Origin of the sequence: Knoellia sp. S7-12, assembly GCF_040518285.1 — a bacterium.
In the GTDB taxonomy this organism is placed as follows: domain Bacteria; phylum Actinomycetota; class Actinomycetes; order Actinomycetales; family Dermatophilaceae; genus Knoellia.
Window position 1 is genome coordinate 2400273 of record NZ_CP155449.1, and the last position, 25892, is coordinate 2426164.

Annotated in this window: 22 protein-coding genes; 7 read left to right on the forward strand and 15 right to left on the reverse strand. The window is 68.1% G+C overall.

Annotation, left to right across the window (positions count from 1 at the left end; all coding sequences use genetic code 11):
• Nucleotides 1-70 precede the first annotated feature (70 nt).
• Nucleotides 71-598 (forward strand): DinB family protein, encoded by a 528-nt coding sequence (locus V6K52_RS11570; protein ID WP_353950264.1) that lies wholly within the window; start codon nucleotides 71-73, stop codon nucleotides 596-598.
• 107 nt (nucleotides 599-705) lie between these two features.
• On the opposite strand, the gene acnA is transcribed toward V6K52_RS11570, so the two are convergent.
• From acnA to V6K52_RS11590, 4 genes are read right to left on the reverse strand one after another with little or no spacing between them, the layout of a single operon-like run.
• The gene (acnA, locus tag V6K52_RS11575; RefSeq protein WP_353950265.1) at nucleotides 706-3519 is read right to left on the reverse strand and encodes an aconitate hydratase AcnA; all 2814 of its coding nucleotides are present in this window, start codon (nucleotides 3517-3519) and stop codon (nucleotides 706-708) included.
• A 57-nt stretch (nucleotides 3520-3576) separates the two neighbouring features.
• Nucleotides 3577-4485 (reverse strand): hypothetical protein, encoded by a 909-nt coding sequence (locus tag V6K52_RS11580; RefSeq protein ID WP_353950266.1) that lies wholly within the window; start codon nucleotides 4483-4485, stop codon nucleotides 3577-3579.
• Nucleotides 4482-5801 carry a class I SAM-dependent RNA methyltransferase gene (locus tag V6K52_RS11585; RefSeq protein WP_353950267.1) on the reverse strand — a complete coding sequence of 440 codons (1320 nt, stop codon included), beginning with the start codon at nucleotides 5799-5801 and terminating at the stop codon, nucleotides 4482-4484. The genes V6K52_RS11580 and V6K52_RS11585 overlap by 4 nt, the downstream gene beginning before the upstream one ends.
• Entirely contained in the window at nucleotides 5798-7825 is a 2028-nt protein-coding gene (locus tag V6K52_RS11590; RefSeq protein ID WP_353950268.1) for an APC family permease, read from the reverse strand. Before V6K52_RS11590 ends, V6K52_RS11585 begins: the two co-directional genes overlap by 4 nt.
• Before the next feature lie 47 nt (nucleotides 7826-7872).
• On the opposite strand from V6K52_RS11590, the gene V6K52_RS11595 reads away from it, so the two are divergent.
• The gene (locus V6K52_RS11595; RefSeq protein ID WP_353950269.1) at nucleotides 7873-8535 is read left to right on the forward strand and encodes a TrkA family potassium uptake protein; all 663 of its coding nucleotides are present in this window, start codon (nucleotides 7873-7875) and stop codon (nucleotides 8533-8535) included.
• Nucleotides 8536-8553: 18 nt separating this feature from the next.
• Nucleotides 8554-9240 carry a TrkA family potassium uptake protein gene (locus V6K52_RS11600; protein ID WP_353950270.1) on the forward strand — a complete coding sequence of 229 codons (687 nt, stop codon included), beginning with the start codon at nucleotides 8554-8556 and terminating at the stop codon, nucleotides 9238-9240.
• On the opposite strand, the gene V6K52_RS11605 is transcribed toward V6K52_RS11600, so the two are convergent.
• The 7 genes from V6K52_RS11605 to V6K52_RS11635 form a co-directional block, all read right to left on the reverse strand.
• Complete coding sequence (locus tag V6K52_RS11605; protein WP_353950271.1) at nucleotides 9225-9932, reverse strand: DUF3159 domain-containing protein; 708 nt, start codon at nucleotides 9930-9932, stop codon at nucleotides 9225-9227. The two genes, V6K52_RS11600 and V6K52_RS11605, sit on opposite strands and share 16 nt — an antisense overlap.
• Complete coding sequence (locus tag V6K52_RS11610; RefSeq protein WP_353950272.1) at nucleotides 9929-10297, reverse strand: hypothetical protein; 369 nt, start codon at nucleotides 10295-10297, stop codon at nucleotides 9929-9931. The genes V6K52_RS11605 and V6K52_RS11610 overlap by 4 nt, the downstream gene beginning before the upstream one ends.
• A complete protein-coding gene (locus V6K52_RS11615; RefSeq protein ID WP_353950273.1) occupies nucleotides 10297-11094 on the reverse strand; it encodes a DUF3710 domain-containing protein in 798 nt (265 codons plus the stop codon). The genes V6K52_RS11610 and V6K52_RS11615 overlap by 1 nt, the downstream gene beginning before the upstream one ends.
• Complete coding sequence (gene dut, locus V6K52_RS11620) at nucleotides 11091-11585, reverse strand: dUTP diphosphatase (RefSeq protein ID WP_353950274.1); 495 nt, start codon at nucleotides 11583-11585, stop codon at nucleotides 11091-11093. Before dut ends, V6K52_RS11615 begins: the two co-directional genes overlap by 4 nt.
• A 64-nt stretch (nucleotides 11586-11649) precedes the next feature.
• Nucleotides 11650-11949, reverse strand: a complete 300-nt coding sequence (locus V6K52_RS11625) for a DUF4193 domain-containing protein (RefSeq protein ID WP_009774670.1) — start codon at nucleotides 11947-11949, stop codon at nucleotides 11650-11652.
• A gap of 156 nt (nucleotides 11950-12105) precedes the next feature.
• Nucleotides 12106-12972: an inositol monophosphatase family protein gene (locus V6K52_RS11630; RefSeq protein WP_353950275.1), complete on the reverse strand. Its 867-nt coding sequence runs from the start codon at nucleotides 12970-12972 to the stop codon at nucleotides 12106-12108.
• 1 nt (nucleotide 12973) lies between these two features.
• Nucleotides 12974-14092 (reverse strand): ferrochelatase, encoded by a 1119-nt coding sequence (locus tag V6K52_RS11635; protein ID WP_353950276.1) that lies wholly within the window; start codon nucleotides 14090-14092, stop codon nucleotides 12974-12976.
• A 115-nt stretch (nucleotides 14093-14207) separates the two neighbouring features.
• Here V6K52_RS11635 and sepH point away from each other — a divergent pair, with 115 nt between their 5' ends.
• Entirely contained in the window at nucleotides 14208-15551 is a 1344-nt protein-coding gene (gene sepH / locus V6K52_RS11640) for a septation protein SepH (protein WP_353950277.1), read from the forward strand.
• A gap of 72 nt (nucleotides 15552-15623) precedes the next feature.
• Here sepH and V6K52_RS11645 read toward each other — a convergent pair whose 3' ends face one another.
• From V6K52_RS11645 to V6K52_RS11660, 4 genes are all read right to left on the reverse strand, one after another.
• Nucleotides 15624-16298, reverse strand: coding sequence for a thymidine kinase (locus V6K52_RS11645; protein ID WP_353950278.1), 675 nt, complete (start codon nucleotides 16296-16298; stop codon nucleotides 15624-15626).
• 11 nt (nucleotides 16299-16309) lie between these two features.
• The gene (locus V6K52_RS11650; protein ID WP_353953769.1) at nucleotides 16310-17446 is read right to left on the reverse strand and encodes a nucleotide pyrophosphatase/phosphodiesterase family protein; all 1137 of its coding nucleotides are present in this window, start codon (nucleotides 17444-17446) and stop codon (nucleotides 16310-16312) included.
• A gap of 149 nt (nucleotides 17447-17595) precedes the next feature.
• Complete coding sequence (locus tag V6K52_RS11655; RefSeq protein ID WP_353950279.1) at nucleotides 17596-18255, reverse strand: DUF5998 family protein; 660 nt, start codon at nucleotides 18253-18255, stop codon at nucleotides 17596-17598.
• A gap of 114 nt (nucleotides 18256-18369) precedes the next feature.
• A complete protein-coding gene (locus V6K52_RS11660; RefSeq protein ID WP_353950280.1) occupies nucleotides 18370-21036 on the reverse strand; it encodes a GNAT family N-acetyltransferase in 2667 nt (888 codons plus the stop codon).
• 31 nt (nucleotides 21037-21067) lie between these two features.
• Between V6K52_RS11660 and V6K52_RS11665 the strand changes: the two genes are divergently transcribed.
• The 3 genes from V6K52_RS11665 (at nucleotide 21068) to V6K52_RS11675 (ending at nucleotide 25862) form a co-directional block, all read left to right on the forward strand.
• Nucleotides 21068-21697, forward strand: a complete 630-nt coding sequence (locus V6K52_RS11665; RefSeq protein WP_353950281.1) for a nitroreductase family protein — start codon at nucleotides 21068-21070, stop codon at nucleotides 21695-21697.
• Nucleotides 21698-21769: 72 nt separating this feature from the next.
• Nucleotides 21770-24226, forward strand: coding sequence for a DNA topoisomerase IV subunit A (locus V6K52_RS11670; RefSeq protein WP_353950282.1), 2457 nt, complete (start codon nucleotides 21770-21772; stop codon nucleotides 24224-24226).
• A 259-nt stretch (nucleotides 24227-24485) separates the two neighbouring features.
• Entirely contained in the window at nucleotides 24486-25862 is a 1377-nt protein-coding gene (locus V6K52_RS11675) for an ABC transporter substrate-binding protein (protein WP_353950283.1), read from the forward strand.
• The last annotated feature ends 30 nt before the right edge of the window (nucleotides 25863-25892 follow it).

Consider the following 25892-nt stretch of genomic DNA (forward strand, 5'->3'; position numbering starts at 1 on the left):
GCATCGCATCGCATCGCTTCCCTTGCTGAATCGGACGCGGCGTGTCAGGTGGCGGCGCTAGTTTCTGGTCATGGACAGCGAACGCTCAGATCTGATCGAGTCCCTACGACAGCACCGCCACTTCCTGCGGTTCACCACCCAGGACGTCACCGATGACCAGGCGCGTGAGCGCACCACCGTCAGCGAATTGACCCTCGGTGGTCTCATCAAGCATGTGTCCGCCACCGAGGCCGAGTGGGCCCGGTTCATCGTCGAAGGGCCGGTCGATGGCCCCGAGATCGACTGGGACAGCGTCGACTGGAGCAACCCACCGCCCGAGGCTGCTGCGTTCATGGACTCCCACCGCATGACCGAGAGCGAGACCCTGGCCGGACTGCTCGCCGACTACGAGGAGGTTGCCGCGCGCACCGACGCCCTCATCGAGTCGCTCCCCGACCTCGGCGCCACCCAGCCGCTGCCGCCGGCGCCCTGGTTCGACGACGGCGCGGTGCGCAGCGCTCGGCGCTCGATCCTGCACATCATCGCCGAGACCGCGCAGCACTCGGGCCATGCCGACATCATCCGCGAGGCCCTCGACGGTCAGAAGACCATGGGCTGACCCACCCCACCTCAACTTTTGCTCCCCATGAGGGAAAGTGAAGGGTCCGGAGGCTTAATCCGCCTCCGGACCCTTCACTTTCCCTCCGGTGGGAGGGCTGCGGTTCGTTACTTCACGAGAGACCGCAGGACGTACTGAAGGATGCCGCCGTTGCGGTAGTAGTCCGCCTCACCGGGGGTGTCGATGCGGACAACCGCATCAAACTCGACCGGGGTGCCGCCATCGCGCACCGCGGAGACCTTGACCGTCTTGGGGGTCGTGCCGTCGTTGAGTGCGGTGATCCCCGAGATCGAGAACGTCTCGGTGCCGTCCAGACCGAGCGAGTCAGCGTTCTGACCTGCGGGGTACTGGAGCGGGATGACGCCCATGCCAATGAGGTTGGAGCGGTGGATGCGCTCATAGCTCTCGGCAATGACGGCGCGCACACCCAGAAGTGCGGTGCCCTTGGCGGCCCAGTCACGCGAGCTGCCCGAGCCGTACTCCTTGCCCGACAGGATGACGAGCGGGGTGCCCGCAGCCTGGTAGGCGGCCGACGCGTCGTAGATCGTCGACTGCTCGCCGGCCTTGGCCTCAGGCGTGTCGATGAAGGTCCGGGTGAAGCCACCCTCGACACCGTCCAGCAGGAGGTTCTTGAGGCGGATGTTGGCGAACGTGCCACGGATCATGACCTCGTGGTTGCCGCGGCGCGAGCCGTAGGAGTTGAAGTCCTTGCGCTCGATGCCGTGCTCGGCGAGGTAGACCCCGGCGGGGCTGTCGCCCTTGATCGAGCCGGCCGGGCTGATGTGGTCGGTCGTGACCGAGTCACCGAGCTTGGCGAGCACGCGCGCGCCCTCGATGTCAGTGACCGGCGTCGTCTCCAACTTCATGCCGTCGAAGTACGGAGGCTTGCGGACGTAGGTCGAGTCGGCGTCCCAGTCGAAGGTGTTGCCCTCCGGCGTGGGCAGGCTCTGCCAACGCTCGTCGCCGGCGAAGACGTCGGCGTAGTCGGTCGTGAACATCTCCTTGGTGATCGACGTGGCGATCGTGTTCTCGACGTCCTGCGGGCTCGGCCACAGATCCTTCAAATAGACGTCGTTGCCGTCCTTGTCCTTGCCAAGAGAGTCCGTGGCGAAGTCGAAGTCCATCGTCCCGGCGAGGGCGTAGGCGATGACGAGCGGCGGCGACGCGAGGTAGTTCATCTTCACATCGGGGTTGATGCGCCCCTCGAAGTTGCGGTTGCCTGACAGCACCGAGACGACGGCGAGGTCGTTGTCGTTCACGGCCTGGCTCACCTCGTCGATGATCGGGCCCGAGTTGCCGATACAGGTCGTGCAGCCGTAGCCGACGAGGTGGAACCCGAGCTTCTCGAGGTAGGGCCACATGCCGGCCTTCTCGTAGTAGTCCGAGACGACCTTGGAACCCGGTGCCATCGACGTCTTGACCCACGGGGCGACCGTGAGGCCCTTGTCGACGGCGTTCTTGGCAAGCATGGCGGCGGCCATCATCACCGAGGGGTTCGAGGTGTTGGTGCACGACGTGATCGAGGCGATCGCGACGATGCCGTGGTCGACCTCGGTCTGCTGACCGTTGATCGTGATCGCGACCTTCTTGTTCGGGCGGTCGCTGCCGTTGCCCTGGTCGGCCGGCTTGTCGCCACCGTTCTGGCCTTCGGGCGAACCCTGGGGAGTCGGGTCGCTGGCGGGGAAGGACGAGGCCACGCCATCGTCGCCCTCTTCGTGCGAGACGTAGGTCGGGAGGACCTTGCGGAAGGACTCCTTGGCGTCGGTGAGCGCGATGCGGTCCTGCGGGCGCTTGGGCCCGGCGATGGACGGGACGACCGTGGACAGGTCGAGCTCGAGACGCTCGGAGTAGCGCGCCTCGGGCTGGTCGGGCCCGGAGTGCAGCCACATGCCCTGCTCCTTGGCGTAGGCCTCGACAAGTGCGACGGACTCGTCGGACCGACCCGTGAGACGCAGGTAGTCGAGCGTGACGTCATCGATCGGGAAGATCGCGCAGGTCGAACCGAACTCGGGGCTCATGTTGCCGATGGTGGCGCGGTTGGCGAGCGGCACACCCGAAACGCCTTCGCCATAGAACTCGACGAACTTGCCGACGACGCCGTGCTTGCGCAGGGTCTCGGTGATCGTGAGGACGACGTCGGTCGCGGTGGCACCGTCCGGGATCGAGCCCGAGAGCTTGAAGCCGACGACGCGCGGGATGAGCATCGAGACGGGCTGACCGAGCATGGCCGCCTCGGCCTCGATGCCGCCGACGCCCCAGCCGAGGACGCCGAGGCCGTTGACCATCGTCGTGTGGCTGTCGGTGCCGACGCAGGTGTCGGGGTAGGCGACCGTGCGGCCATCGACCTCGCGCGTCATCACCGTGCGGGCGAGGTGCTCGATGTTGACCTGGTGGACGATGCCGGTGCCCGGGGGGACGACCTTGAAGTCGTCGAAGGCGGTCTGGCCCCAGCGCAGGAACTTGTAGCGCTCGTTGTTGCGCTCGTACTCGATCTCGACGTTGCGCTCGAAGGCGTCGGAGCGACCGAAGACGTCGATGATGACGGAGTGGTCGATGACGAGCTCCGCCGGGGCGAGCGGGTTGATCTTCTCCGGGTTGCCACCGAGCTCGGCGACGGCCTCACGCATGGTGGCGAGGTCGACGACACAGGGGACGCCGGTGAAGTCCTGCATGATCACGCGCGCCGGCGTGAACTGGATCTCGGTGTCGGGATCGGCGTTCTCATCCCAGTTGCCGATGGCGCGGATGTGGTCGGCAGTGATGTTGGCGCCGTCCTCGGTCCGCAGCAGGTTCTCGAGGAGAACCTTGAGGCTGTAGGGGAGGGTTTCGCTGCCCTCGACCGCTGCCAGCCGGTAGATGTCGTAGGCGTTGTCGCCCACCTGGAGTTCGCCGTGTGCCTTGAAGCTGTCAGTGCTCGTCACGAGCCTGCTCCTTCCGCCGCGTCATCGCGTGTGTCGGTCCACCAAATTATCTTGACGTCAAGATACTAGTCGAGAGGTGGTCCTGTCCACCTTCCCACGCCGCATGCGGTAGTGCAGACGGAGGGCGCGAGCCGGACCGACCCTCAACTCATGATCGGTCCGCAGGTCCCCCCGGTCGTCGACGAAGACGATGAACTCCTCATGAATCGGCACCTTCGCCGCCCAGGCCCCACCGCCTTGACGAGCGCCCGCCCCATGCACGAGGACGTAGGCGCCCTGACCTCCAAAGGGCCCGCGCGTCGATGTGAGGACGAGCGCACCGTCCTCCCTGACGTCGGGCCGCAGGAACACCTGGACGTTGCCGTGTTCCAACGGGAAGGTGACGTGCACGCTTGGGCGCGCGGCCCCGGGAAGGGCGCGGACGGCATACGCGCCGCTGAAGAGGAACTGGCCGCTGCGACGAAGGCGGCGCAACCACGCAGCCCAGACCTGCTCACCTGCGGCGTCACGGATCGCGACGATCTCGCTGTCGATGCCATGACTCACGTCGAGAGGCTGGACCGGCAGCGCGAGCTGTTGCAGGCGCCGACCGAAGAGGTGCTCGACAAGGAGGCCACCGGGCGCGAAGACGGGCGACCAGCTCGACCAGGCGTCCATCGTCCACTCATCGGTGTGCTCGTAGAAGTGACGCACGGCCGGGTCCAACGAGTCGGCCGCAAAGCCCGGTCCGTCGAGCGCTGCGAGGTCCGGGACGAGACCACCGCCTTCGCCGCGGCCCACAGTGCCGGCGACCGAGGCTGCAGCGGCGTCGAGCCAGGACTCACCGATGGCTCCCGAGTCGGCCGCCGGCGCGCGCAGCCACGAGTGCTCGCCGTCCAGGTCGACGCGGCGACCAACAGTCCGCCAGAAGGCGCGCGTGCCGGCATCGAGAACCCGGTATGCCGCGTCACCGGCTGCCGCTGTCACGGCTCGTTGCGCTCGAAGATCGCCACGCACTCGACGTGGTGAGTCATGGGGAACGCGTCGAACGCCCGCAAGGACGTGAGCGCGTAGCCGCGCTCCATCAGGTATGCCGTGTCGCGGGCGAGCGCTGCGGGGTCACAGGCGACGTAGGCCAGGGCGCGGGGCGCCAGAGCGACGACAGCGGCGATGACCGCCTTGCCGGCCCCGGTGCGGGGCGGATCGAGGACGACGACGTCGGCGGTCGGCGGCAGGGCGCTGTTCGGCCGACGAGGAGCGCTCCGACGACGACCGCCCTTGCGCGACCCGGCCACTCGGCCGGTCGACTCGACACCGAAGACGTGGTCGACACGGCCCTGGACGTATTGGACCCAGGGTGTGACGGTCTCGACATTGAGCCGAGCCTGCGCCACGGCCGTCGCGTCGGACTCGACGGCGATGACCTGCCCGCGCTCCCCCACTGCTTGCGCGAGAGCCGAGGTGAAGACACCGACACCGGCATAGAGGTCGAGGCAGCGTTCGCCCTGTTGGGGCCGCAGCCCGTCGATGACGGCGTCGACGAAGGTTGCAGCAGCACCGGGGTGGACCTGCCAGAAGCCGCGCGCACTCACATCGAAGTCACGCGAAAGCGATTGTGCCGCAATGGTTTCAGTGACCACCGGCGCATCAGCTTCGTCCGACGGGATGCGCACGACGACTGCCGGTCCGGTGCTCGGCGCAACGACGTCGACGGCCTTCTCTCCGGCCCAATGGCCCTGCAGCACACCGGTTCCCACAACGCGCTCACTCGCGATCAGACAGTCGTCAATGGCCAGGAGATCGTGGCTGCGGTGGCGCCGCATGCCTGCGCGCCCCTCGGCGTCAACGGCGAACTCGGTGCGGGTGCGCCAGCGCAGACCCTCGACGTCGCCGGGCACGGCCTCGACGACCACGTCCCGCTCGACGTAAGCCAGTCGCTGCAGTTGCTCGGTGACGACCGACGCCTTGAGCCGGCGCTGCTCTGCGACGTCGACGTGCTGGAAGTCGCAGCCACCGCACAGGCCGGGACCGGCATAAGGGCAAGGTGGTTCGAGTCGTGCAGGCGCAGCGTCGAGGATCTCGACGGCGTCTGCCCGTAGGAAGCGGTCGCCGGGACCACCCTCGGTGATGCGCGCACGCACGCGCTCACCCGGGAGTGTGTGCCGGATGAAGAGGACGCGGCCCTCGTGGCGCGCGACGACGAAACCACCGTGGGCGATCGGGCCCGAGTCGACGACGACTTCGTCGCCCACCGTGAGTCCGTCGGCCGACACGGAGTCGCCCGGCGCTGCCGTCTCGCTCATCCTTCGCCGCGTCGGACGTCGCCCGCCACGGGGCCGTCCATCCGTTCCTCGACACCTGCGGAGGACACCAGCTGCCACGGCACGCTCGCGACCATCACGCCCGGGGTGAAGAGAAGTCGCCCCTTGAGCCGGAGCGCGCTCTGGTTGTGCAGCGCCTGCTCCCACCAGTGACCCAGGACGTACTCGGGGATGTAGACCACGACGATGTCTCGGGGGTTGCCTGACCGGATGGACTTCACGTAGTCGATGACGGGACGAGTCACTTCGCGGTAGGGGCTGTCGAGGGCCTTGAGCGGCATCGGGATGTCGCGGCGATCCCACTCGGCCTGCAGCGCCTTGGTCTCCTCGGCGTCGACGTCGACGGTCAGCGCCTCGAGGATGGAGGGGCGGGTGGCCCGGGCATAGGCGAGTGCTCGCAGCGTCGGCTTGTGGATCTTGGAGACGAGCACGATGGCGTGCACTCTCGACGGGAGGAGTTGCTGCTTGGTGTCGCCCTCTTCGACGCGCAGCTCGTCGCGGACCCGGTCATAGTGGCGCCTGACCCGCATCATCAGGAAGTAGAGGATGGCCATCGCAGCGATGGCGAAGCCGGCGCCGTGCAGGAACTTCGTGGCGAGGACGACGATGAGGACCAGGCCACACATGACCGCGCCGATGCCGTTGATGATGCGACTGCGGTGCATGCGGGCCCGGGTCCGTGGGTTTCGCTCCAGGGTCAGGTGGCGGTTCCAGTGCCGCACCATCCCGATCTGGCTCAGGGTGAAGGAGACGAAGACACCAACGATGTAGAGCTGGATGAGCTTGGTGACCTGCGCGTCGTAGAGCGCAATGAGCGCGGCCGCCGCTCCGGCGAGGATGAGGATGCCGTTGGAGAAGGCGAGCCGGTCACCGCGGGTGTGGAGCTGGCGCGGCAGGAAGCCGTCCTTGGCCAGGATCGAGCCGAGCACCGGGAAGCCGTTGAACGCCGTGTTGGCCGCGAGGAAGAGGATGAGGCCGGTGACGACGGAGACGAGGATGACACCGGGCTGGAAGCCGTCGAAGACCGCCTTGGCGACCTGTCCCATGACGGTGTCCTGGACGTGCCCCTCGCCCAGGGGCTGGCCGTCCTTGAGCAGCTGGGTCTCGGGGTCCTCGGCGATCTTGACGCCAGTCCACCGAGCGAGCGCGACCATCGAGACAAGCATCGTGATGGCGACGGCGCCCATGAGGAGCAGCGTCGTTGCGGCATTGCGGCTCTTGGGCTTCTGGAAGGCCGGGACGCCGTTGGATATCGCCTCCACACCGGTGAGGGCGGCACAGCCCGACGAGAAGGCACGCAGCAGCAGGAAGGCCATCGCGGCCGTGCCGAGGGCCCCCATACCGGGCTCGGGAGCAAGCTCGTATGCCGCGCTCTCGGCGGACGGCAGCGTCCCGGTCGCTTCCCGGAAGAAGCCGACGATTGCCATCCCGATGATCGTCACCATGAAGAGGTAGGTCGGGACCGCGAAGGCCTTGCCGGACTCGCGGACACCGCGCAGGTTCATGGCGGTGAGCAGGACGACGAGCGTCACGGCGGTGGCCACCTCGTGACCGCGCAGGAACGTGAACGCCGACGCGGCGTTCTGCACGCCCGCCGAGACCGAGACCGCGACGGTGAGGACGTAGTCGACCAGGAGCGCGCTGCCCACCGTGAGACCGGCCTTGGGCCCGAGGTTGACGCTCGCCACCTCGTAGTCGCCGCCACCGGACGGATAGGCGTGGACGTTCTGGCGATAGCTCAGGACGACGACGGCCATGACGACCACGACGCCGAGGGCGATCTCCCACGAGTGGGTTGCGGCGAGTGCGCCACCGGCAAGTCCAAGGGTGAGCAGGATCTCGTCGGGCGCGTAGGCCACGGACGACAGGGCGTCGCTGGCAAAGACCGGGAGAGCCAGGCGTTTGGGGAGCAGGGTTTCGCCCAGCCGGTCCGAACGCATGGCCCGCCCGAGGATGACGCGTTTGACCACGCGACCTGAGGAACTCACGAGCGCCACTCTATGCATCTGTGCACTCCGGCGCGGCCAAGGTTCACCGGTGTAGCGTTCAGAGTGTGCATTTCGTCATCATGGGCTGCGGCCGCGTCGGCGCCTCGTTGGCCAGAGCCCTTGAGCGGGCGGGCCACGAGGTCGCGATCATCGACCAGGACGAGTCGGCGTTCCGCCGGCTGGGTGCCTCCTTCGAGGGGCGGCGTGTCGTCGGCGTCGGTTTCGACCGGGATACGTTGCGAGAGGCCGGGATCGAGGACGCATACGCGTTCGCCGCGGTCTCCAGCGGCGACAACTCCAACATCCTCGCTGCCCGCGTCGCACGCGAGAAGTTCGGCATCGAGAACGTCGTCGCGCGCATCTATGACCCCGGCCGCGCCGAGATCTACCAGCGGCTCGGCATCCCGACGGTCGCGACCGTCAAGTGGACGAGCGACCAGGTGCTCCGTCGACTGCTTCCCCAGGGCCACGTTCCCGAGTTCACCGACCCCAGTGGTCGGGTCGTCATCGCCGAGATGCCCGTCAACGCGGGCTGGGTGGGCCGCCGCGTCTTCAACCTTGAGGCGATCGTGGGCGGACGAGTCGCCTATGTTACTCGCCTGGGTGAGGGACTCATCCCCACCGCCGACACCGTCCACCAGGATGGCGACCTCGTCCACTTCGCTCTCGATCGCGCCCACCTCGCCGAGGCTGAGCGCATTCTCGACGCCGCTCCCCCGGCCCTCTGACAGCAAGGACCAACAAGCATGCGCGTCGTCATCGCAGGAGCAGGGAGCGTCGGTCGTTCCATCGCCCGCGAGCTCATCCGCAACGGACACCAGCTCCTCCTCATCGACCGTGACGCCGACGGAGAGCGGGTCGCCAAGGTCGCCGATGCGGCGTGGCTGCAGGCCGATGCGTGTGAGCTCAGTGCGCTCACCGAGGCCGGAGTGGCGGAGTGCGACGTTGTCGTCGCGGCCACCGGCGACGACAAGGCCAACCTGGTCGTGTCGCTCCTCGCCAAGACGGAGTTCGGTGTCCCGCGCACCGTGGCTCGCGTCAACAACCCCAAGAACGAGTGGATGTTCGACGACGCGTGGGGCGTCGATGTCGCCGTCTCGACGCCGCGGCTCATGACCGCCCTCATCGAGGAAGCCGTCTCGGTCGGTGACCTTGTGCGCATCTTCGAGTTCCAGCAGGGTCACGCGGCCATGGTCGAGATGACGTTGCCCGAAGGCAGTCCGTATGCCGGCACGCGGGTCGGCGACATCGCCTTCCCTCCCGACACGGTCCTGACGGCCATCATTCGCGGCGGGGCGCCGATCGCGCCCAGCCGGGATGACGCGCTCGAGCCGCTCGATGAGCTGCTCTTCATCACGACGACCGACGGCGAGTCGGACCTCGAGTCAATGCTCAGTCCGGGGATCCGCCAGAAGCGTCAGCTCGACGACTGAGCGGTGTCAGGGTCCATCTGCTGCGGGTCGATCTGCTGCGGCGTGTTGCCGCGCACGAGCAACCAGCCCATCACTGCAACTCCCCCGAGCCACAACGGCCAGCCGAGAACGATCTTGGCGACACCGAGCGCCGCGACTTCGCCCGCGAGGTAGAGCGGGATCTGGATCGAGAGCCGCACGATGTAGAGCGCGACGAGGACCCAGGTCAGGCGCGAGCAGACCCGCACCATCCCGGCGTCACGCCTCCACCCGAACGGATCGTCAGCGACCCGAGGATTGCCCGCTCCGACGAGGAAGCCGACGACCGGCCACTTCACGAGGATCGAGGCCAGCGTGCCGACGAGGTAGGCGCCGGAGATGAGCATTCCGGGCAGGAACGCGTCCTCGGCCTTGCCGCTGCGCATGGCGAAGAAGGCGGCCAGGCCGGTGGCGATGACCGCACCGAACACGTGTTGGAGGCTCGATCGCTGCACGATTCGGAGGACGGCGAGCACGACGGCGACGGAGACGGCGGTCCAGACGGCCGCGCGCAGGTCCTGACGCCAGCTCCACACACCGATGAACGCGATGGTCGGCAGGGCCGTCTCGAGGGATCCGCGCCAGCCACCGAGGGCAGAGGACAGGCGATGGCGGATGAGCTCCTCGACCGTGTGGGCTGCGGCCTTCTCGTCAGCCGTCGTTTCCGGGCTCACTTCGTCGGGACGATCTGATATGTCGGGTTGAAGATCGCCGGCTGGCCCTTGACCATGGCGATGCGACCCTGCGCGATGAGGAAGACGCCCGGCTCGATGCCGACGATGCGCCGCCGTCCGACCCACATGAGGTTGACGGCGCGTTCGCCGTCGAAGAGCTCAGCGACGAGCACCGGCATGCCCTGCCGTGGCGGCATGGTGATGCAGCGGACACAGCCCGCCACGGTGGCTGGCTTGCGCTCGACGAGCTTGCCCGCACACGCCACTGCGGCGCCCGGGTCGGCAATCGTGCGCTGGCGGATCTCGTCGTTCTCGAGCTGGGTCTCGGTCCGGGCGAGGTCACGCAGTCGTTCCTTGAGGCCCATCACCGCACCTCGGTGATCTCGGGCCCACGTTCAAAGGGGTTGAGGTCATCGGTCGAGGTCGGTGCAGTCTCACCGTCCGGGGCGGGCGGCATCGGCGCCGCCTCCTCCTGCGGCAGGGCCAACGGCAGCAGCTCACGCGGCGCCATGGGGTCGCTGCCGCGGACGACGACCGTCTCGCGGAAGATCTCTAGCAGCGGTGCGGCAGCTGCCTCGTCGATGGCTCCCCGTCCGGAGATCACGCCGCGAAGGAACCAGCGCGGCCCGTCGACACCGAGGAAGCGTGCCGGGGCGAAGACGGTGCGGCCGTCAGGTCCAGCGCTGGGCATGCGGGTGCGGAGCTCGGTGCCGAGTTCGGAGTACGCGAGATCAGCCGTGCCGCCCTGGCCCTCGATGGACTCGGCGATCTCGGAGCGGATCTGCGCCCAGAGGCCACCCGAACGAGGTGCGGCGAAGGCCTGCAGCTGGAGCGCGGACTCGCCGACGACGGCCGTCGCCGCGATGACGTTCTGCTGCTCCTGGTCGATCTCGAGGCGCAGCTCCATCCCCTCGGTGCCGCTGACGCGCAACGCACCCAGATCGAGGCGGCCATCGTCGTCGTCGACCTCGGCCGCATCGAACGGCCCGGACGAGCGGTCGATGGGAACATCGGGGACGGTCTCGGTCACGGCGTCCTCCGACGCGGCCTCGTTGGACGCGTCGGCCTCGAGACCGGCGTCGAGGTCGGTGTCGGCGTGGACTGCGGACTCTGCCTCGACGGTGGTCTCTGCGTCGGCCTTGCGCCGGCGAAAGATGCTCACGGTGTGGTCACTTTCTCGATGATGTCTGGGGGCGTCGTGCCGAAGCCTCCGGTGGATCCATGTCCAGTGTCACCCCGAACGCTGTCCGGGAGCGAGTCTGCCTCGCGGAAGTCCGCATGGAGATACTCCTGCACGACGATCTGGGCGATGCGGTCGCCCACCGCGACCGTGAACGACTCGCGCGGGTCAAGGTTGACCAGGTTCACGAGGATCTCGCCGCGATAGCCGGAATCGACCGTTCCGGGTGCGTTGACGACGGTGATCCCGTGCCGTGCCGCGAGCCCCGACCTCGGGTGGACGAGCCCGACGGTTCCCGGGGGAAGCGCGATTGCGATGCCGGTGGGCACCAGAGCACGCTCACCTGGAGCCAAGGTCACCGACGCCGCCGCGGTCAGATCCGCACCGGCGTCACCGTCAGAGGCGTATGCCGGGATACGCGCCTGCGGGGAGAGCCGTCGGAAGGCAACCGGAATGCGAGAAGGGCCAGTCACGGGGACTGACCCTATCTCGGACACTGTGCCGCTCCGACCACGATCGGACCACTGTTGGTGGCGCTCAGGCAGCGCACTCGCGGCAGACCATCTGGCCCGCCTTCTCGCTCGCCAGCTGGCTGCGGTGATGCACGAGGAAACACCGCGAACAGGTGAACTCGTCGGCCTGACGCGGAATGACCCGCACCGACATCTCTTCACCCGAGAGATCCGCTCCGGGGAGCTCGAATCCCTCAGCCTGCTCAGTCTCGTCGACGTCGACGCTGGAGGATCGCTTGTCGTTGCGACGCGTCTTGAGCTCCTCGATGGAGTCCTCCGACAGCTCATCGTCAGTCTTGCGTGGGGCGTCGTAATCGGTCGCCATGGCTCTCCTTTCCCAATGTCGTGTGGCCATCCACCGAAGAGATAACGGTGGCTGACATCCCTGCTGGCCCAGTCAACGCATGAAGCGTCGATTTTGTGCCCGTGCGAGCCGCGATTGTGCACCATCTGAGCGCAAAGCGCCACAGGGAGCCCACGGCTAGCTCATCAGGTGGCGCCGGGTGCCCTCTTCGACGAGGTTCGAGAACACCGATTCCAGCCCCGCGGTGCAGGCCCACGTGAGCCCTTCGCCCGGTCCGTCGAGCCCCCCGACGACGGCACCGGCCTCGGTGGCGATGAGCCACCCGGCAGCCAGGTCCCACGGGTTGAGACCGGTTTCGTAGTAGGCGTCGATCAGGCCGGCTCCCACGGCGCAGAGGTCGAGGGCAGCGCTGCCGATCCGGCGGATGTCTCGGATCTGCGGAAGGACCTCGAGGACGAGGCGACCCTGGCGCTCTCGGCGCTGCGCGGCATACCCGAAGCCTGTTCCGACGAGCGCCTGGCCGAGCTCGGTGCAAGTCGTCGGCGTCAGCTCGCGCTGCACCCCGTCTGTGCGAATGACGCGGGACCCGCCGCCCACGCGAGCGAGGTAGAGCTCGTCGGTGACCGGGTTGTAGACGGCGCCCACGAAGGGGCGCCACGCGCCGGCTGTCGTCGGGTCGCCGACAACGGCGGCGACGGACACGGCATACGCGGGTATGCCGTAGAGATAGTTGACCGTGCCGTCGATCGGGTCGATGACCCACGTGATGCCGGAGGTGCCCGTCGCTCCCCCGCTCTCCTCGCCGAGAACGGCGTCATCGGGACGCGCCTCGCGAAGGCGGGCGATGAGGTGGTCCTGGGAACGCTGGTCCATCACTGTCACGACATCGGTCGCACTCGACTTCGTGGTCGCGACCTCGACGGCATCCGGACGCTCGTCGACGACGAGACGACCGGCGGAGCGCGCGACGTCGGCCGCGAGCGTCTCGAGCTCCGCGGCGAGCGCGTCGTCGGGAAGGGCGAGGCCTCGTGCAGTCGATGACATGTCAGTCCCTTCCGCAGAGGGCCGGGAGTGCGGACCGGAGGTTGGGGCAGCAGCCCGGGTCGCAGATCGAGGGTCGCAGGTCGCCCTTGTCGGCCTGCGCGGGGATGACGACTTCGTCACGAGCCTCGGCGGACCGCTCTTCGAGGAGGTCCACGAGGGCCTCGACAAAGAGCGGGTGAGTGCCAGCCGTGGGAACGCGCACGAGCCTCAATCCCAATCGCTCGGCGGTCTCGCGGGCCTCACGGTCGAGGTCGTTGACGACCTCCATGTGGTCGGAGACGAAACCGATCGGGGCCACCACCACCGTCGTCACGCCCTCGGCGGCCAGCTCCTCGAGCCGGTCGTTCACGTCGGGTTCGAGCCACGGCGTGCGCGGGCTGCCCGACCGGGAGCAAAAGACGAGCTCCTGCTCGAGCGTGGCTCCAGTGCGTTCGGCGAGCCCCTGCGCGATGAGATGCCCTGCCCGCAGGTGCTGCTCGACATAGAGGTTGCCGTCGCCATCCCCCGGCCCGGACGTGTCGTCCATGGAGTCCGGCACCGAGTGGGTGACGAAGAGGAGACGGGTGGTCGGGAGTTCGGCCGCGTCGATCGTGGCGACCGACTCGACCAGGTGCTCGGTGTTGACGGCCGTGAACCCCGGGTGGAGGGCGTAGGGGCGGATCTTGTCGATCTCGAGGTCGACAGCGGCCAGGCCGAGTTCCTCCGTGGCCGCCGCAAGGTCCTCGCGATACTGGCGACAGCCGGAGTAGGACGAGTAGGCCGACGTCACGACGACACAGATGCGCAGGTGACCCTCCGCCCGGGCCGCGCGCAGGGTGTCCGCAAGGAACGGTGCGCTGTTGCGGTTACCCCAGAGCACCGGCACGGTCGAACCTCGTCGGGTCAGCTCGGCGTCGAGCGCGGCGACAAGCTCTCGGTTCTGGTCGTTGATCGGGCTGGCGCCACCGAAGTGGTGGTAGTGCGTCGCCACCTCTTCGAGCCGCTCCTCCGGCACATCGCGTCCTGCGGTCACGCGGCGCAGGAACGGCATGACCTCTTCGGGAGCTTCGGGGCCACCGAAGGAGAGCAGGAGCACGGCGTCATAGGGGGCAAGAGCGTCGTCGTTGGACGTGATCGGCATGGTTCCAACCTAACGAGCCATGGATGGTTGCTCACGACCGGCGTGGGCTGCTTTGTCGCAGGGGCGCGGAGTGGCACAGTCGTGGGTGACCAGACCACAGCCCGGGAGTTCTCAGATGCAGGACCTACGTCTCATCGGCGTCCACGAGGACGGCGAGCACGTCCTCCTCTCTGACGCCGAGGGGAAGCGCTACCGCGTTGCCCTCGATGAGGCGATGCGTGCTGCCGCGCGCCGCGACCGACCCCGGCTGGGCCAGCTGCAGATCGAGATCGACGGAGGTCTGCGTCCACGCGACGTGCAGGCACTCATCCGCTCCGGGTTGTCGACGGAAGAGGTCGCGGACCGCGCCGGATGGACAATCGAGAAGGTGCAGCGGTTCGAGGGACCCGTCCTCGGCGAACGCGAGTACGTCGCGAATCAGGCCCGCGCCTGCATCGTCGGCACCTCGAAGTCGGCTGTCGGCGTCGGCAGCCGCTATGGCAGCGGCACCGGCCCAGGCGCCGAGCAGACCCTCGGCAGTCGCTCTGATGAGCGCTTCAAGGAGCGTGGTGTCCCGGCTGAGCTCGTCCGTTGGGACTCCGCCCGCCTCGACGACGGCCAGTGGACCGTGACCGCCCTTTTCCCCGCAGGCGGACGTGAGCGCACTGCCGCGTGGCGCTTCGACCCCCGGCTGCGTTCGCTCGTGCCCGTCAACGACGAGGCGCGCTGGTTGAGCGAGGAGTCCACGGGCGACGCGGCCATCCCGACCCCTCACGTCGCCACCGACAGCAACCGGGCCAGCGCCGTGTTCGATGTCGAGGCCGAGGGCGGCGTCGACGAGGAGAAGCCGCCCCGGCGCGCGAAGTCACGTGAGCCGATCGACCTCATGGCCGCCATGCGTGAGCAGTCGACCCGATCCCGCCGCGGTCGTCGTCGCTCATCACCCACGCACACTCCTGTCGAGGAGTCCCCGCGCGAAGACGCCCTCCCCCTCGAGGACCTCGTGATGGACACGGCCGACGCACCCGAGCCTCCGGTCGCTCGTGGCAAGCACCCCGTGGCCGCACACCTCGACGAGCGGGCCCCCGACAACGACGGTGAGGTCGAGGACGAGCTCGGCGACCTGGATGACGACGTGAACGTCACTCCCGGCAACGTCACCCAACTCGGCGCGACCACCACCATCCACGAAGACATCGACGTCGACGACCCCGAGGTCGATGACACGGATGACACCGACTTCGAGATTGACCTCGAGACTGACGAGGACGACGTCAAGGACTCGGTGCCCGACACAGCAGACAGGCCCGACCACGCACCTGTCGACGAAGCGCCGGCTGCAGGGAAGCCCACAGCGCCGAAGCCGGCCGCGACCGGACGTGGTGGACGCAAGAGTGCGGGCCGCAAGTCCGGACGCCCGAGCGTTCCCAGCTGGGACGACATCATGTTCGGCGGCGGCCGCGGAGGCAGCACCACCTGACCCACGAGTCGAGATGGAGCGACACGCCGAGCAAGGCTGACTCAGGCGTGTCGCGCTATCTCAACTTTGAGCTCAGTCGCGCGCAGGGATGGCGCAGACGTCGAGGTCGAACGGCAGGACGTCGGGCGTTGCGGAGGCCAGACGCGCCGCGTGGCTGCTCATCCGGCGCATGTAGTGGCGACGACAGAGCACTTCGTACTCAACCAGGCTGTCGCTGGCGGCGGTGTCGCCGACGACGACCTGCTCCCCCTCGACGACCATGACGCCGTCGATGAGTCGGGCGTTGTGGGTGGCCCGCGCACCGCACCAACACAGCGCGGCGACCTGCAGGACCTGGACTCGGTCGGCAAGCTCGAACAACCGCTTGGAGCCCGGGAAGAGCTCGGTGCGGAAGTCCGCGGTGATGCCGAAGCAGTTCACGTCGATGCCGAGCTCGTCGACGATGCGGGCGAGCTGTTCGATCTGGGCCGCGGTGTAGAACTGCGACTCGTCACAGATGAGGTAGTCGGCGCGCTGCCCGTGAGTCAGGTGCTCGACGACGACGTCCCAGAAGTCGAGCTCGTCGTTGACCTCGTGCGCCTGCGTGGACAGGCCGAGTCGCGACGACAGCACCGACTCACCCATCCGGTCGAGCTTGGTGAAGATCAGACCCACCCGAGAGCGCGCTCGGTGGTTGTGATCCATCTGGAGCGCGAGGGTGGACTTGCCACAGTCCATCGTCCCGGAGAAGAACACCAACTCAGCCACGAGGCGACACCCTAGAACGACTTCGGGGCGACATGGAACATCGGCACGGGCACTTCGTCGTCGGTGAGCGAACCGTGCAGCCCGATCAGGGCCAACAGCTCCGGCCGTTGATAGCGGGAGTCGACGACAGCGTGGGCGTCGCGCATGGCCACGACGACGTCCCCGATGCGGGCGAGGTGCTCGTCACGCACCGACCCGAACAGCCCTGTGCCGACGGCTTCGTCACGCGAGAACACCCAGGCGAAATCGCCGATGCGAGCCCGCCACGTGGCCAGCACGTCCTCGGCAGCGCCCGCCTCGCAGTAGAGCTGGGGTGCGCGCGCCTCTCCCCCCGTGTGGCGCACCCCGGCCGCGAGCTCGGCGTCATGGGCGACGTCGATCCGGTTGGCCATGGGCACGTCCACCATGCCGTGGTCGGCAGTGATCGTGAGCGAGCAGTCCGTCGGTAGCCCGTCAGCGAGGCGTGCGAGGGCCCGGTCGATGGTCTCGAGCTCGTCTCCCCACTGCCACGACTCGCAGCCGTGAACGTGTCCAACCTTGTCGAGATCTCCCCAGTAGAGATAGGTCAGGGTCGCCGGTTGCGAGCGCGCGTGGGCCAGGGTCGCGTCGACGCGCGCGTCGAGCTCCTTCGCTGCGACGAACCGTCCACCCCGGAGTGCAGCGCGGGTGAGCCCTGACCCGTCGAAGAAGGCCGGCCCTGTGCGCATGACGTCGATCCCGGCCGCAGCAGCCTTCTCGAACCACGTCGCTCGCGGCTGCCACCGCTCGGGGACAGGTCCGTCCTCCCACGACAGTTCGTTGAGGAGTCGGTCCTCACCCGGAACGAGCACTTCGTAGCCGAGCATGCCGTGTGTCCCGGGCACGAGTCCCGTGCCGAACGACCCCATGGAGGACGCCGTCGTCGACGGGAAGCCGCTGACCACCCGCCGTCCGTCAGCGAAGAGGGAACGCAGCCAGGGAGCATGTCCACCGCGGCGCCGCAGGAGGTCGTAGCCCAGTCCGTCGACCAGCACCACCACGGCACTGCGCGCCGGCGGGAGGGCCCATCGCGGCGCACCGCCCCCGGGGACACCGATCGACGCGGCGATCGAGGGGAGGACGTCGCTGAGGCCACCCTCGGCGTAGGCCGGCGCCGGAACTCCCGGCAGTTTCCGAGCCGCCGGAGCGGTCAAAGCCTTCGGAGCCGGGTATGCCGTTGCGCGGCCCGTGCGTGAGTGGCGCGGCTTGCGTGGTTTGCGGGGTTCCCCCTGCAGTTCACCCTGTGGCTCGTGGGCCCCGGGTTCGGTCTCGGGTTCGGTCACTGGCCGAGCGAGCCCGAGAGCGCGTGGGCGAAGGCGATCGCCTGCTGGAGCGCCACGTCGCCGTCTGCTGTCGCCGACACGCGCAGCGCGATGTCGTCGCTGGAGATCGTGCCGTCGTAGCCGTGGTCGGCGTCGCACCCGGGGTCACCACAGGTGGCGGGCAGCAGGTCAACGCGACTCACCGCGCCCCAGCCGAGCGTCAGGGTCAACTCACGTCCGAGGGATCCGGGAACGTAGTGCTGCGGGTCGGCGACGACGTGTGTGAGCATGACGCCACGCACCGCGGACAGCGGGATGCTCTCGGTCGTCGCCGTGGCGACCTCCGGCCCACCGGCGACGACAGCATCGATGTCATCGTCAACACCGGCGCCACCGACCCCCACGCCGTCAGTGACACCTGCGCCGGCAGCCTCATCGGCGTGATCGTCGGCGTGCGCGATCACGAGCCGCGAAGGGGTGAGCACGAGGACGGTGACGTGACGACGGATGACGTCGCGGTCGAAGGTCGTCTCGAGGTGGACAAGGTGTGAACGCACCTGCTCCCCGGCGAGTGCTGCGGCGACCACATCCCCGACAAGCGCCGGGTAGTAACCGGCTCGCTCGATCGCCGCAGTGAGGTCCACCGGCAGGGTGGGGACGTCGAACGATCGCATCATGTCGCCATTCTGCCGCACTGCCCGAGCGCTGCCTGCCTGTCCACAGGTCAGCGCCTGTCGTCGCACCCCTCAGCGCCCGTCGTTGCACGGGTCAGCGCCGATCCGTCCACGCGCTCAGGTGAGCGAGCGCCGTCCCGGATCGGTGCGCCGGGCCATCGGCGCGACGGTCACCTCGGCTCCGAGGACCTCCACCCCGCCGGGGTGGGCGTTGACCGGGTTGAGGCGCAGGGACGCGATCTCGGGCATGTCGTCGCTGATGACCGACACGCGGGCGATGAGGTCGGCCAAGGCGGCACGGTGCACCGGCGTGGAACCCCGGTGACCGTGGAGGACGGGAGCGGCCTTGACCGAGGAGATCAGCTCGGAGACCGCGACATCGGTGAGCGGCGGGATGCGGTGGGCGATGTCGTCGAGGAGTTCGGTGGGCAACCCGGCGACACCAAAGCTGACGACCGGCCCGAAGAGCGGGTCCTCATCCGCGGTGACGACGCACGCCACCCCGGGTGTCGCCATCCGTTGCACTTCGAGCTGTCCGGCGGCCAGCGGCGAAAGGCGCTCGTTCAACGACGCCCAGGCCTCACGCACTGACTGCTCCGTCCCGAGGTCGACGCGCACGCCGGTCACCCCTCCCTGGTGGCGCAGCATCGGTGCCGTGGACTTGAGCACGACGGGGTAGCCGATGTCCTCGGCAGCGTCGACGGCCTCTTCGACTGTCGCCGCCCGACGTGAGGGCCAGACCTCGATCCCGTATGCCGTGAGCAGTGCGGAGGTCTCGTCGGGGTCCAGTCGGCGTCCTTCCGGACTGACCGACAGAACGGTCTGGACGACGTCCTCCGCGACGCGTCGGTTGATGCCAGCTGGTGCCACGGGAACGCCGTGGTCCTTGTTGCGCCACTCGGCGTACTTCGTCGCCTTGGCGAGCGCGTATGCCGCGTCCTCCGGCATCGCATAGATCGGGATGGCCTGACCGGTGCCGCCCTCGTACATGTGGGTGGACGCGTCGACGCCGCGCATGCCGAGGAAGGTTGCGACACAGGTCTTTTCAGAGCCACGGGCGGCCGCACGAACAGCCTCGGTGACGTCTTCGTCGTGGGCGACGATCGGTGGGATGAAGCACGTGAGCACAGAGTCGACGTCGGGGTCGGTGAACGCCTTGGTGAGTGCCTCCCGGAACTGCTCGGCCGTGGCCTCGGACGGGAGGTTCACGGGTCCGTGGGTGACGGTGAGCCCGCGACCCGCCACGGCGCCGGCCGAGAGGGCACCCAACGCCGAGGAGTTGCCGATGATCGCGACCCGTCGACCGGCGGGCAAGGGCTGGTGGACGACGAGCTGGGCCACGTCGAACATCTGGTGCACGTTGGAGACGCGGATGCAGCCGGCTTGGCGCAGCATCGCCCCGAAGACCGCCGGGCGGACCTTGGTGCGTCGCACGCGGTGCCCGGGGGGCGTGCCATAGGCCGAGACACCGGACTGGACGACGATGACCGGCTTGATCCGACCGAGGTTGCGGGCGATGCGTGAGAACTTGCGTGGGTTGCCCATGGACTCGAGATAGAGCCCGACCGTGTGGGTTTCCTCGTCGTCGATCCAGTACTGCATGAAGTCGTTGCCGGACACGTCGACGCGGTTGCCGGCCGACCCGAACGACGAGATCCCGAGGTTGCGGCGGGCCGCCGATGCCAGGACCGCGATGCCCAGCGCGCCCGACTGGGCGAAGAGGCCAAGGTGGCCGACCTTGGGCATCGTCGGCGACAGCGAGGCGTTGAGCGAGAACTCCGGATGGGTGTTGATGAGCCCGAAGGAGTTGGGTCCGACGATGCGCATCCCCGAGCCACGCGCGCTGCGGACGAGCTCCGCCTGGAGCTCGTCACCACCTTCTCCCCCGCCCTCGCCGAAGCCTGCGCTGACGATGAGCAGGGCGTCGACATCCGCGGCAGCGCATTCGTCGACGACCTTGAGCACCTTGTCAGCAGGAACGGCGATCACGGCAAGGTCGACACGTCCGGGGACGTCACCGATCGTGTCGTACGCCTTGCGCCCGAGGATCTTCTTGGCGTTGCGGTTGACTGGGTGTGCCTCCCCGGTGAAGCCACCCTCCAAAAGGTTCTTGAGGAAGTGGTGCCCCATGGACTCGGGCGATCGGCCCGCCCCGATGACGGCCACGGTCCGTGGCCGGAGCATCCGGTTGACGCTGATTGCTTCGGCGCGGTGCTCTCGCGACATCGCGACGGCCTTGGACCGGTCGGTCGGCTCGATGTCGAAGTGCAGCGCGACGACGCCGTCCTCCACCTTGCGGCTCACTTCGTAGCCGGCCTCCGAGAAGACCGTGAGCATCTTGCGGTTCTGCGGCAGCACTTCGGCCGTGAAGCGGGTGATCCCGAACTCCTGGGCAATGGCCGCGAGGTGCTCGAGCAGGACCGACCCGACCCCTCGGCCCTGGTAGAGGTCACTGACGTTGAACGCGACCTCGGCCGAGGCCGGTTCGGTGCGGTCGTAGCGGCCGATCCCGAAGATCTCGTCACGCACGGTGAGGACAAGGGCGACCCGGTCGTAGTAGTCGACGTGGGTGAACCGGTGGACGTCCTTGTCGGACAGCCGGCGCAACGGCGCGAAGAACCGCAGGTAGATGGACTCCTCGGACTGCTTGGCGTGGAAGGCATGGAGCCCGTCCTCGTCGCTGGGCAGGATCGGACGCAGATGGCCGACGCTCCCGTCACGGAGCACGACATCGGCCTCCCACTGCACCGGGTAGCCCGGCGGGAGATCGACGTCCTCGCTCATGCGCCCATCGTGGCACGGCACGATGACCACCATGGATCTCATCGACGCGGTGTCGCGAAGGCGCATGGTCCGACGCTTCGACCCAGCCCGTGGCGTCCCCCTCGACACCGTGCGCCAACTCGTCCGCCTCGCCCAGCGCGCGCCGAGCGCCGGACACACTCAGGGGTGGGACGTCCTCGCCCTCATCGACGCGCAGGACAGGGCACGCTTCTGGGAGGTGACCCGCGAGCGCGAAGGTGAGCAGAGTGCCTGGCTGCGCGGTGTCTCGGCAGCGCCCGTCCTGCTGCTCATGCTCACCGACCCCACGGCATACCTGGATCGGTATGCCGAACCGGACAAGGGTTGGACGGATCGCTCCCTCGACCGCTGGCCCATTCCCTATTGGGACACGGACGCGGCGATGGCGGCGATGATCGTCCTCCTCGGCGCCGTCGATGCCGATCTGGGTGCGTTGTTCTTCGGCGTGCCTGCGGCACGTCACGACGAACTCAAAGCGGCGTATGCCGTCCCGCCCGGTCGGCGGATCATCGGCGTCATCGCTGTGGGTCACGAGGCGCAACGGGTCACCAGCCCCTCGCTCAAGCGTGGGCGCCGTGCCCTGCGTGACGTGCTGCACCTGGGCCGGTTCGGCGAGTCGGCCGCGGACACGTCAGAGGGCTGAGGGAAGATGCAGTGATCGAACGCAACGCGTGTCCGAGAGGCACCGACCCGACCTGAGGTAGACCGCCACACCATGGCAAAGCGCACCAACTCCCCCACTGGAGACGCCGAAGAGATCGCCGACAGCAACGGCAACATCGTCGATATTGATGTTGGGCTCGAGATGCAGAACGCCTTCCTCGAGTACTCCGTGTCGGTCATCCACTCGCGAGCGCTCCCGGACGTGCGCGACGGCCTCAAGCCGGTGCAGCGCCGCATCCTGTACTCGATGAGCGAGATGGGCCTGCGCCCCGACCGTGGCCACGTGAAGTCCTCCCGCGTCGTCGGCGACGTCATGGGCAAGTACCACCCGCACGGTGACACCGCGATCTATGACGCGCTCGTGCGCATGGCCCAGCCGTTCACGATGCGACTCCCCCTCGTCGACGGCCACGGCAACTTCGGCTCGCTCGACGACGGCCCGGCAGCCTCGCGCTACACCGAGGCCCGCCTCGCGCCGGCCGCGCTCGTGATGACGACGGGGCTCGATGAGGACACCGTCGACTACGTCCCCAACTACGACGACCAGCTGCTCCAGCCCGGCGTCCTGCCCGCGGCCTACCCCAACCTCCTCGTCAACGGCGTCAGCGGCATCGCGGTCGGCTTCGCGACGAGCATGCCGCCGCACAACCTCGTCGAGGTCATCGGTGCGGCCCGGCACCTCATCGCCCATCCCGACTGCAGCCTCGACGACCTCATGAAGTTCGTCCCGGGGCCGGACCTTCCTCTCGGCGGCAAGATCGTCGGCCTCGACGGCATCCGTGACGCCTACCTCACCGGCAAGGGCAGCTTCAAGACCCGGGCCACCACCCGCATCGAGAAGCTCACTCCGCGCAAGTCGGGCATCGTCGTCACCGAGCTCCCCTACCTCGTGGGTGCCGAGAAGGTCATCGACCGGATGAAGACACTTGTCCAGGGCAAGAAGCTCCAGGGCATCAGCGACGTCAAGGACCTCACCGACCGCAAGCACGGGCTGCGGATGGTCATCGAAGTCAAGAACGGCTTCAACCCCGAGGCGGTGCTCGAGCAGCTCTTCAAGCTCACGCCGATGGAGGACTCGTTCGGCATCAACGCCGTAGCCCTCGTCGACGGCCAGCCGCAGACGCTCGGTCTCAAGGACCTCCTGCGCCACTACGTCGAGTTCCGCATTGATGTCATGCGGCGACGCACGTCGTATCGCTTGCGCAAGGCCCAGGAGCAGCTCCACCTCGTCCTCGGCCTGCTCATCGCGATCCTCGACATCGACGAGGTCATCCAGCTCATTCGCACCAGCGACGATACGGCGACTGCGCGCTCTCGACTCATCAGCGTCTTCGACCTCAGCGAGCTCCAGGCCAACTACATCCTCGAGCTGCAGCTGCGCCGCCTGACGAAGTTCTCGCGCCTCGACCTCGAGACCCAGCGCGACGACCTCCAGAGGCAGATCGAGGAGCTCGAGCTGATCCTCGGCGACGAGAAGCTGCTCCACAGGACCGTGTCGAGCGAGCTCGCCGAGGTCGCCAAGAAGTTCGGCACGCCGCGTCGCACCGTGCTCCTCGAGTCCGCCGGCAACCCGGTGAGCGCCGCCGCTCCCCTCGAGGTGAGCGACGACCCGTGCTGGGTCCTGCTCTCCTCGACCGGTCTGCTCGCCCGCACCTCGACCGATGACCCCATCCCGTCGGAGGGTCCGCGTGCCAAGCACGACGCCGTCATCGCCGCGGTGCGCACGACCGTGCGCGGCGAGGTCGGTCTCGTGACGAGCCGCGGTCGGATGATCCGGATCAGCGCCCTCGAGCTGCCGACGTTGCCGCCACTGGGTGGTGCGCCGAGCCTGTCGGGTGGTGCGCCGTTGGCGGCCTATGTCGACCTGCCCCGCGGCGAGGAGCCGATCACCATCGTCTCCCTCGACCCCGACGGTCCAGGTCTCGCCCTCGGCACCGCCCAAGGGATCGTCAAGCGCGTCACCGCCGACCAGCCCAAGTCCCATGACTGGGAGGTCATCTCGCTCAAGGACGGCGACACCGTCGTCGGGGCCGGCCAGGTCGTGACCGGTGACGAGGACCTCGTCTTCGTCACGTCCGACGCCCAGCTGCTGCGGTTCCCGGCGAGCGCGGTCCGGCCGCAGGGTCGCACCGGAGGCGGGATCGCCGGCGTGCGTGTCACCACCGGCGAGCGGGCCGCATTCTTCGGCGTCGTCGACCCGGCCCGTGACGCTGTCGTCGTCACGGCCAGCGGGTCCGCCGACGCCCTGCCCGGGACTCAACCGGGCGCGATCAAGGCCACCCCCTTGTCCGAGTACCCCAGCAAGGGCCGCGGCACCGGCGGTGTGCGCGCCCACCGGTTCCTCAAGGGCGAGGACACGCTTGTCGTCGCCTGGGTCGGCGCCACACCTGCACGTGCGAGTGGCGCCGGCGGCGTCGCCCTCGAGCTGCCCGAGGCGACCGGCCGGCGTGATGGCTCGGGCGTCCAGGGGTCCGCCGTAATCACCGGCATCGGCGCCGCACCCGCCTGACCTGCACTGTTGCGCGCCCCCTCGCGGATGGGGCCCGCAACACATCGTCGACGCACTGACCTCGCGAAGGTGAGCGGGCGGCATACCGGCGCATGCCGTCCGTCCACACCTGTCGACCGCGTTACGGGATCGTGACCGGTCAATCGTGGGGAAACCGTTCCGCTGGCCATGTAACCGCTTTTACACTTCCAGACGGATCACCTCAGCGTCGAGGGCAGAGACTGGCCCCGGCGCGCCCCTTGAATAGATGGAGGCGGGCATGGCCCACAAATCACAACGTCGCAAGGTGATGGCCCTCACTGGCATTGCAGCGATCTCGCTCAGCATCACCGCATGTGGTGGAGGCGGCGACGACTCAGACGGCGGCACGGCCGCCGCCGAGGACACCAAGGACTACTCCAAGTGGTGTGACATGAAGTCCGAACTCACGGGCAAGACGGTCAGCATCTACACCTCGATCGTCACCCCCGAGGACGCGCCGCACAAGGAGTCGTACAAGCCTTTCGAAGAGTGCACCGGCGTCACCGTCAAGTACGAAGGTGACAAGGACTTCGAGAAGAACCTTCCGCAGCGCGCCCAGAGCGGCAACCTCCCGGACATCGCGTTCATCCCGCAGCCGGGCCTACTCACGACCATGGTTGACACCGGCAAGGCCATCCCGGCCTCGAAGACCGTCAGCGACTCGGTCGACAAGTACTTCGGGCCTGACTGGCGCAAGTACGGCTCCGTCGACGGTGAGCTCTACGCGGCACCGCTGGGCGCCAACGTGAAGTCCTACGTCTGGTACTCCCCGAAGGCCTTCACGGCCAAGGGCTACACGATCCCCAAGACGTGGGACGAGATGATGACACTCACCGAGAAGATCGCCGCGGACAACCCAGCCGCCAAGCCGTGGTGTGCCGGATTCGGCTCGGGCACCGCCACCGGATGGCCGGGCACCGACTGGCTCGAGGACACGATCCTGCGCACGGCTGGCAAGGACGTGTACGACCAGTGGGTCGAGCACAAGATCCCCTTCAACGACCCGAAGGTCATCGAAGCCCTCGGCAAGGACGCCGCGATCCTCAAGGACCCCAAGTTCAGCAATGGTGGCTTCGGAGCACCGTCGACGATCGCGACCACCATCTTCCAGGACGGTGGACAGCCGATCCTCACGGGCAAGTGCTTCATGCACCGCCAGGCCTCGTTCTACGCGGCGAACTTCCCCAAGGGCACCAAGGTCGCCGAGGACGGCGACGCCTGGGCGTTCTACCTGCCGTCGGTCGACGCCTCCAGCAAGCCGGTGCTGGGCGGTGGCGAGTTCGTGGGCACGTTCCGTGACGCTCCCGAGGTCAAGGCCTTCGCGGCCTACCTGGCATCGCCCGAGTGGGCCAACGCCAAGGCCAAGGCCACGACCAGTGGTGGATGGGTGAGCGCCAACAAGGAGCTCGACCCGGCCAACCTGGTCTCCCCGATCGACCAGCAGTCGGCCGAGATCCTCCAGGACCCGGCTTCCGTCTTCCGCTTCGATGGCTCCGACATGATGCCTTCGGCAGTCGGTGCAGGCTCCTTCTGGTCGGAGATGACCAACTGGATCAAGGGTCAGGACGACGCGACCACTCTCGGCAACATCGAGAAGTCCTGGCCGGCCAAGTAACCAGCAGTTGACTCACCACTCCATGGCCTC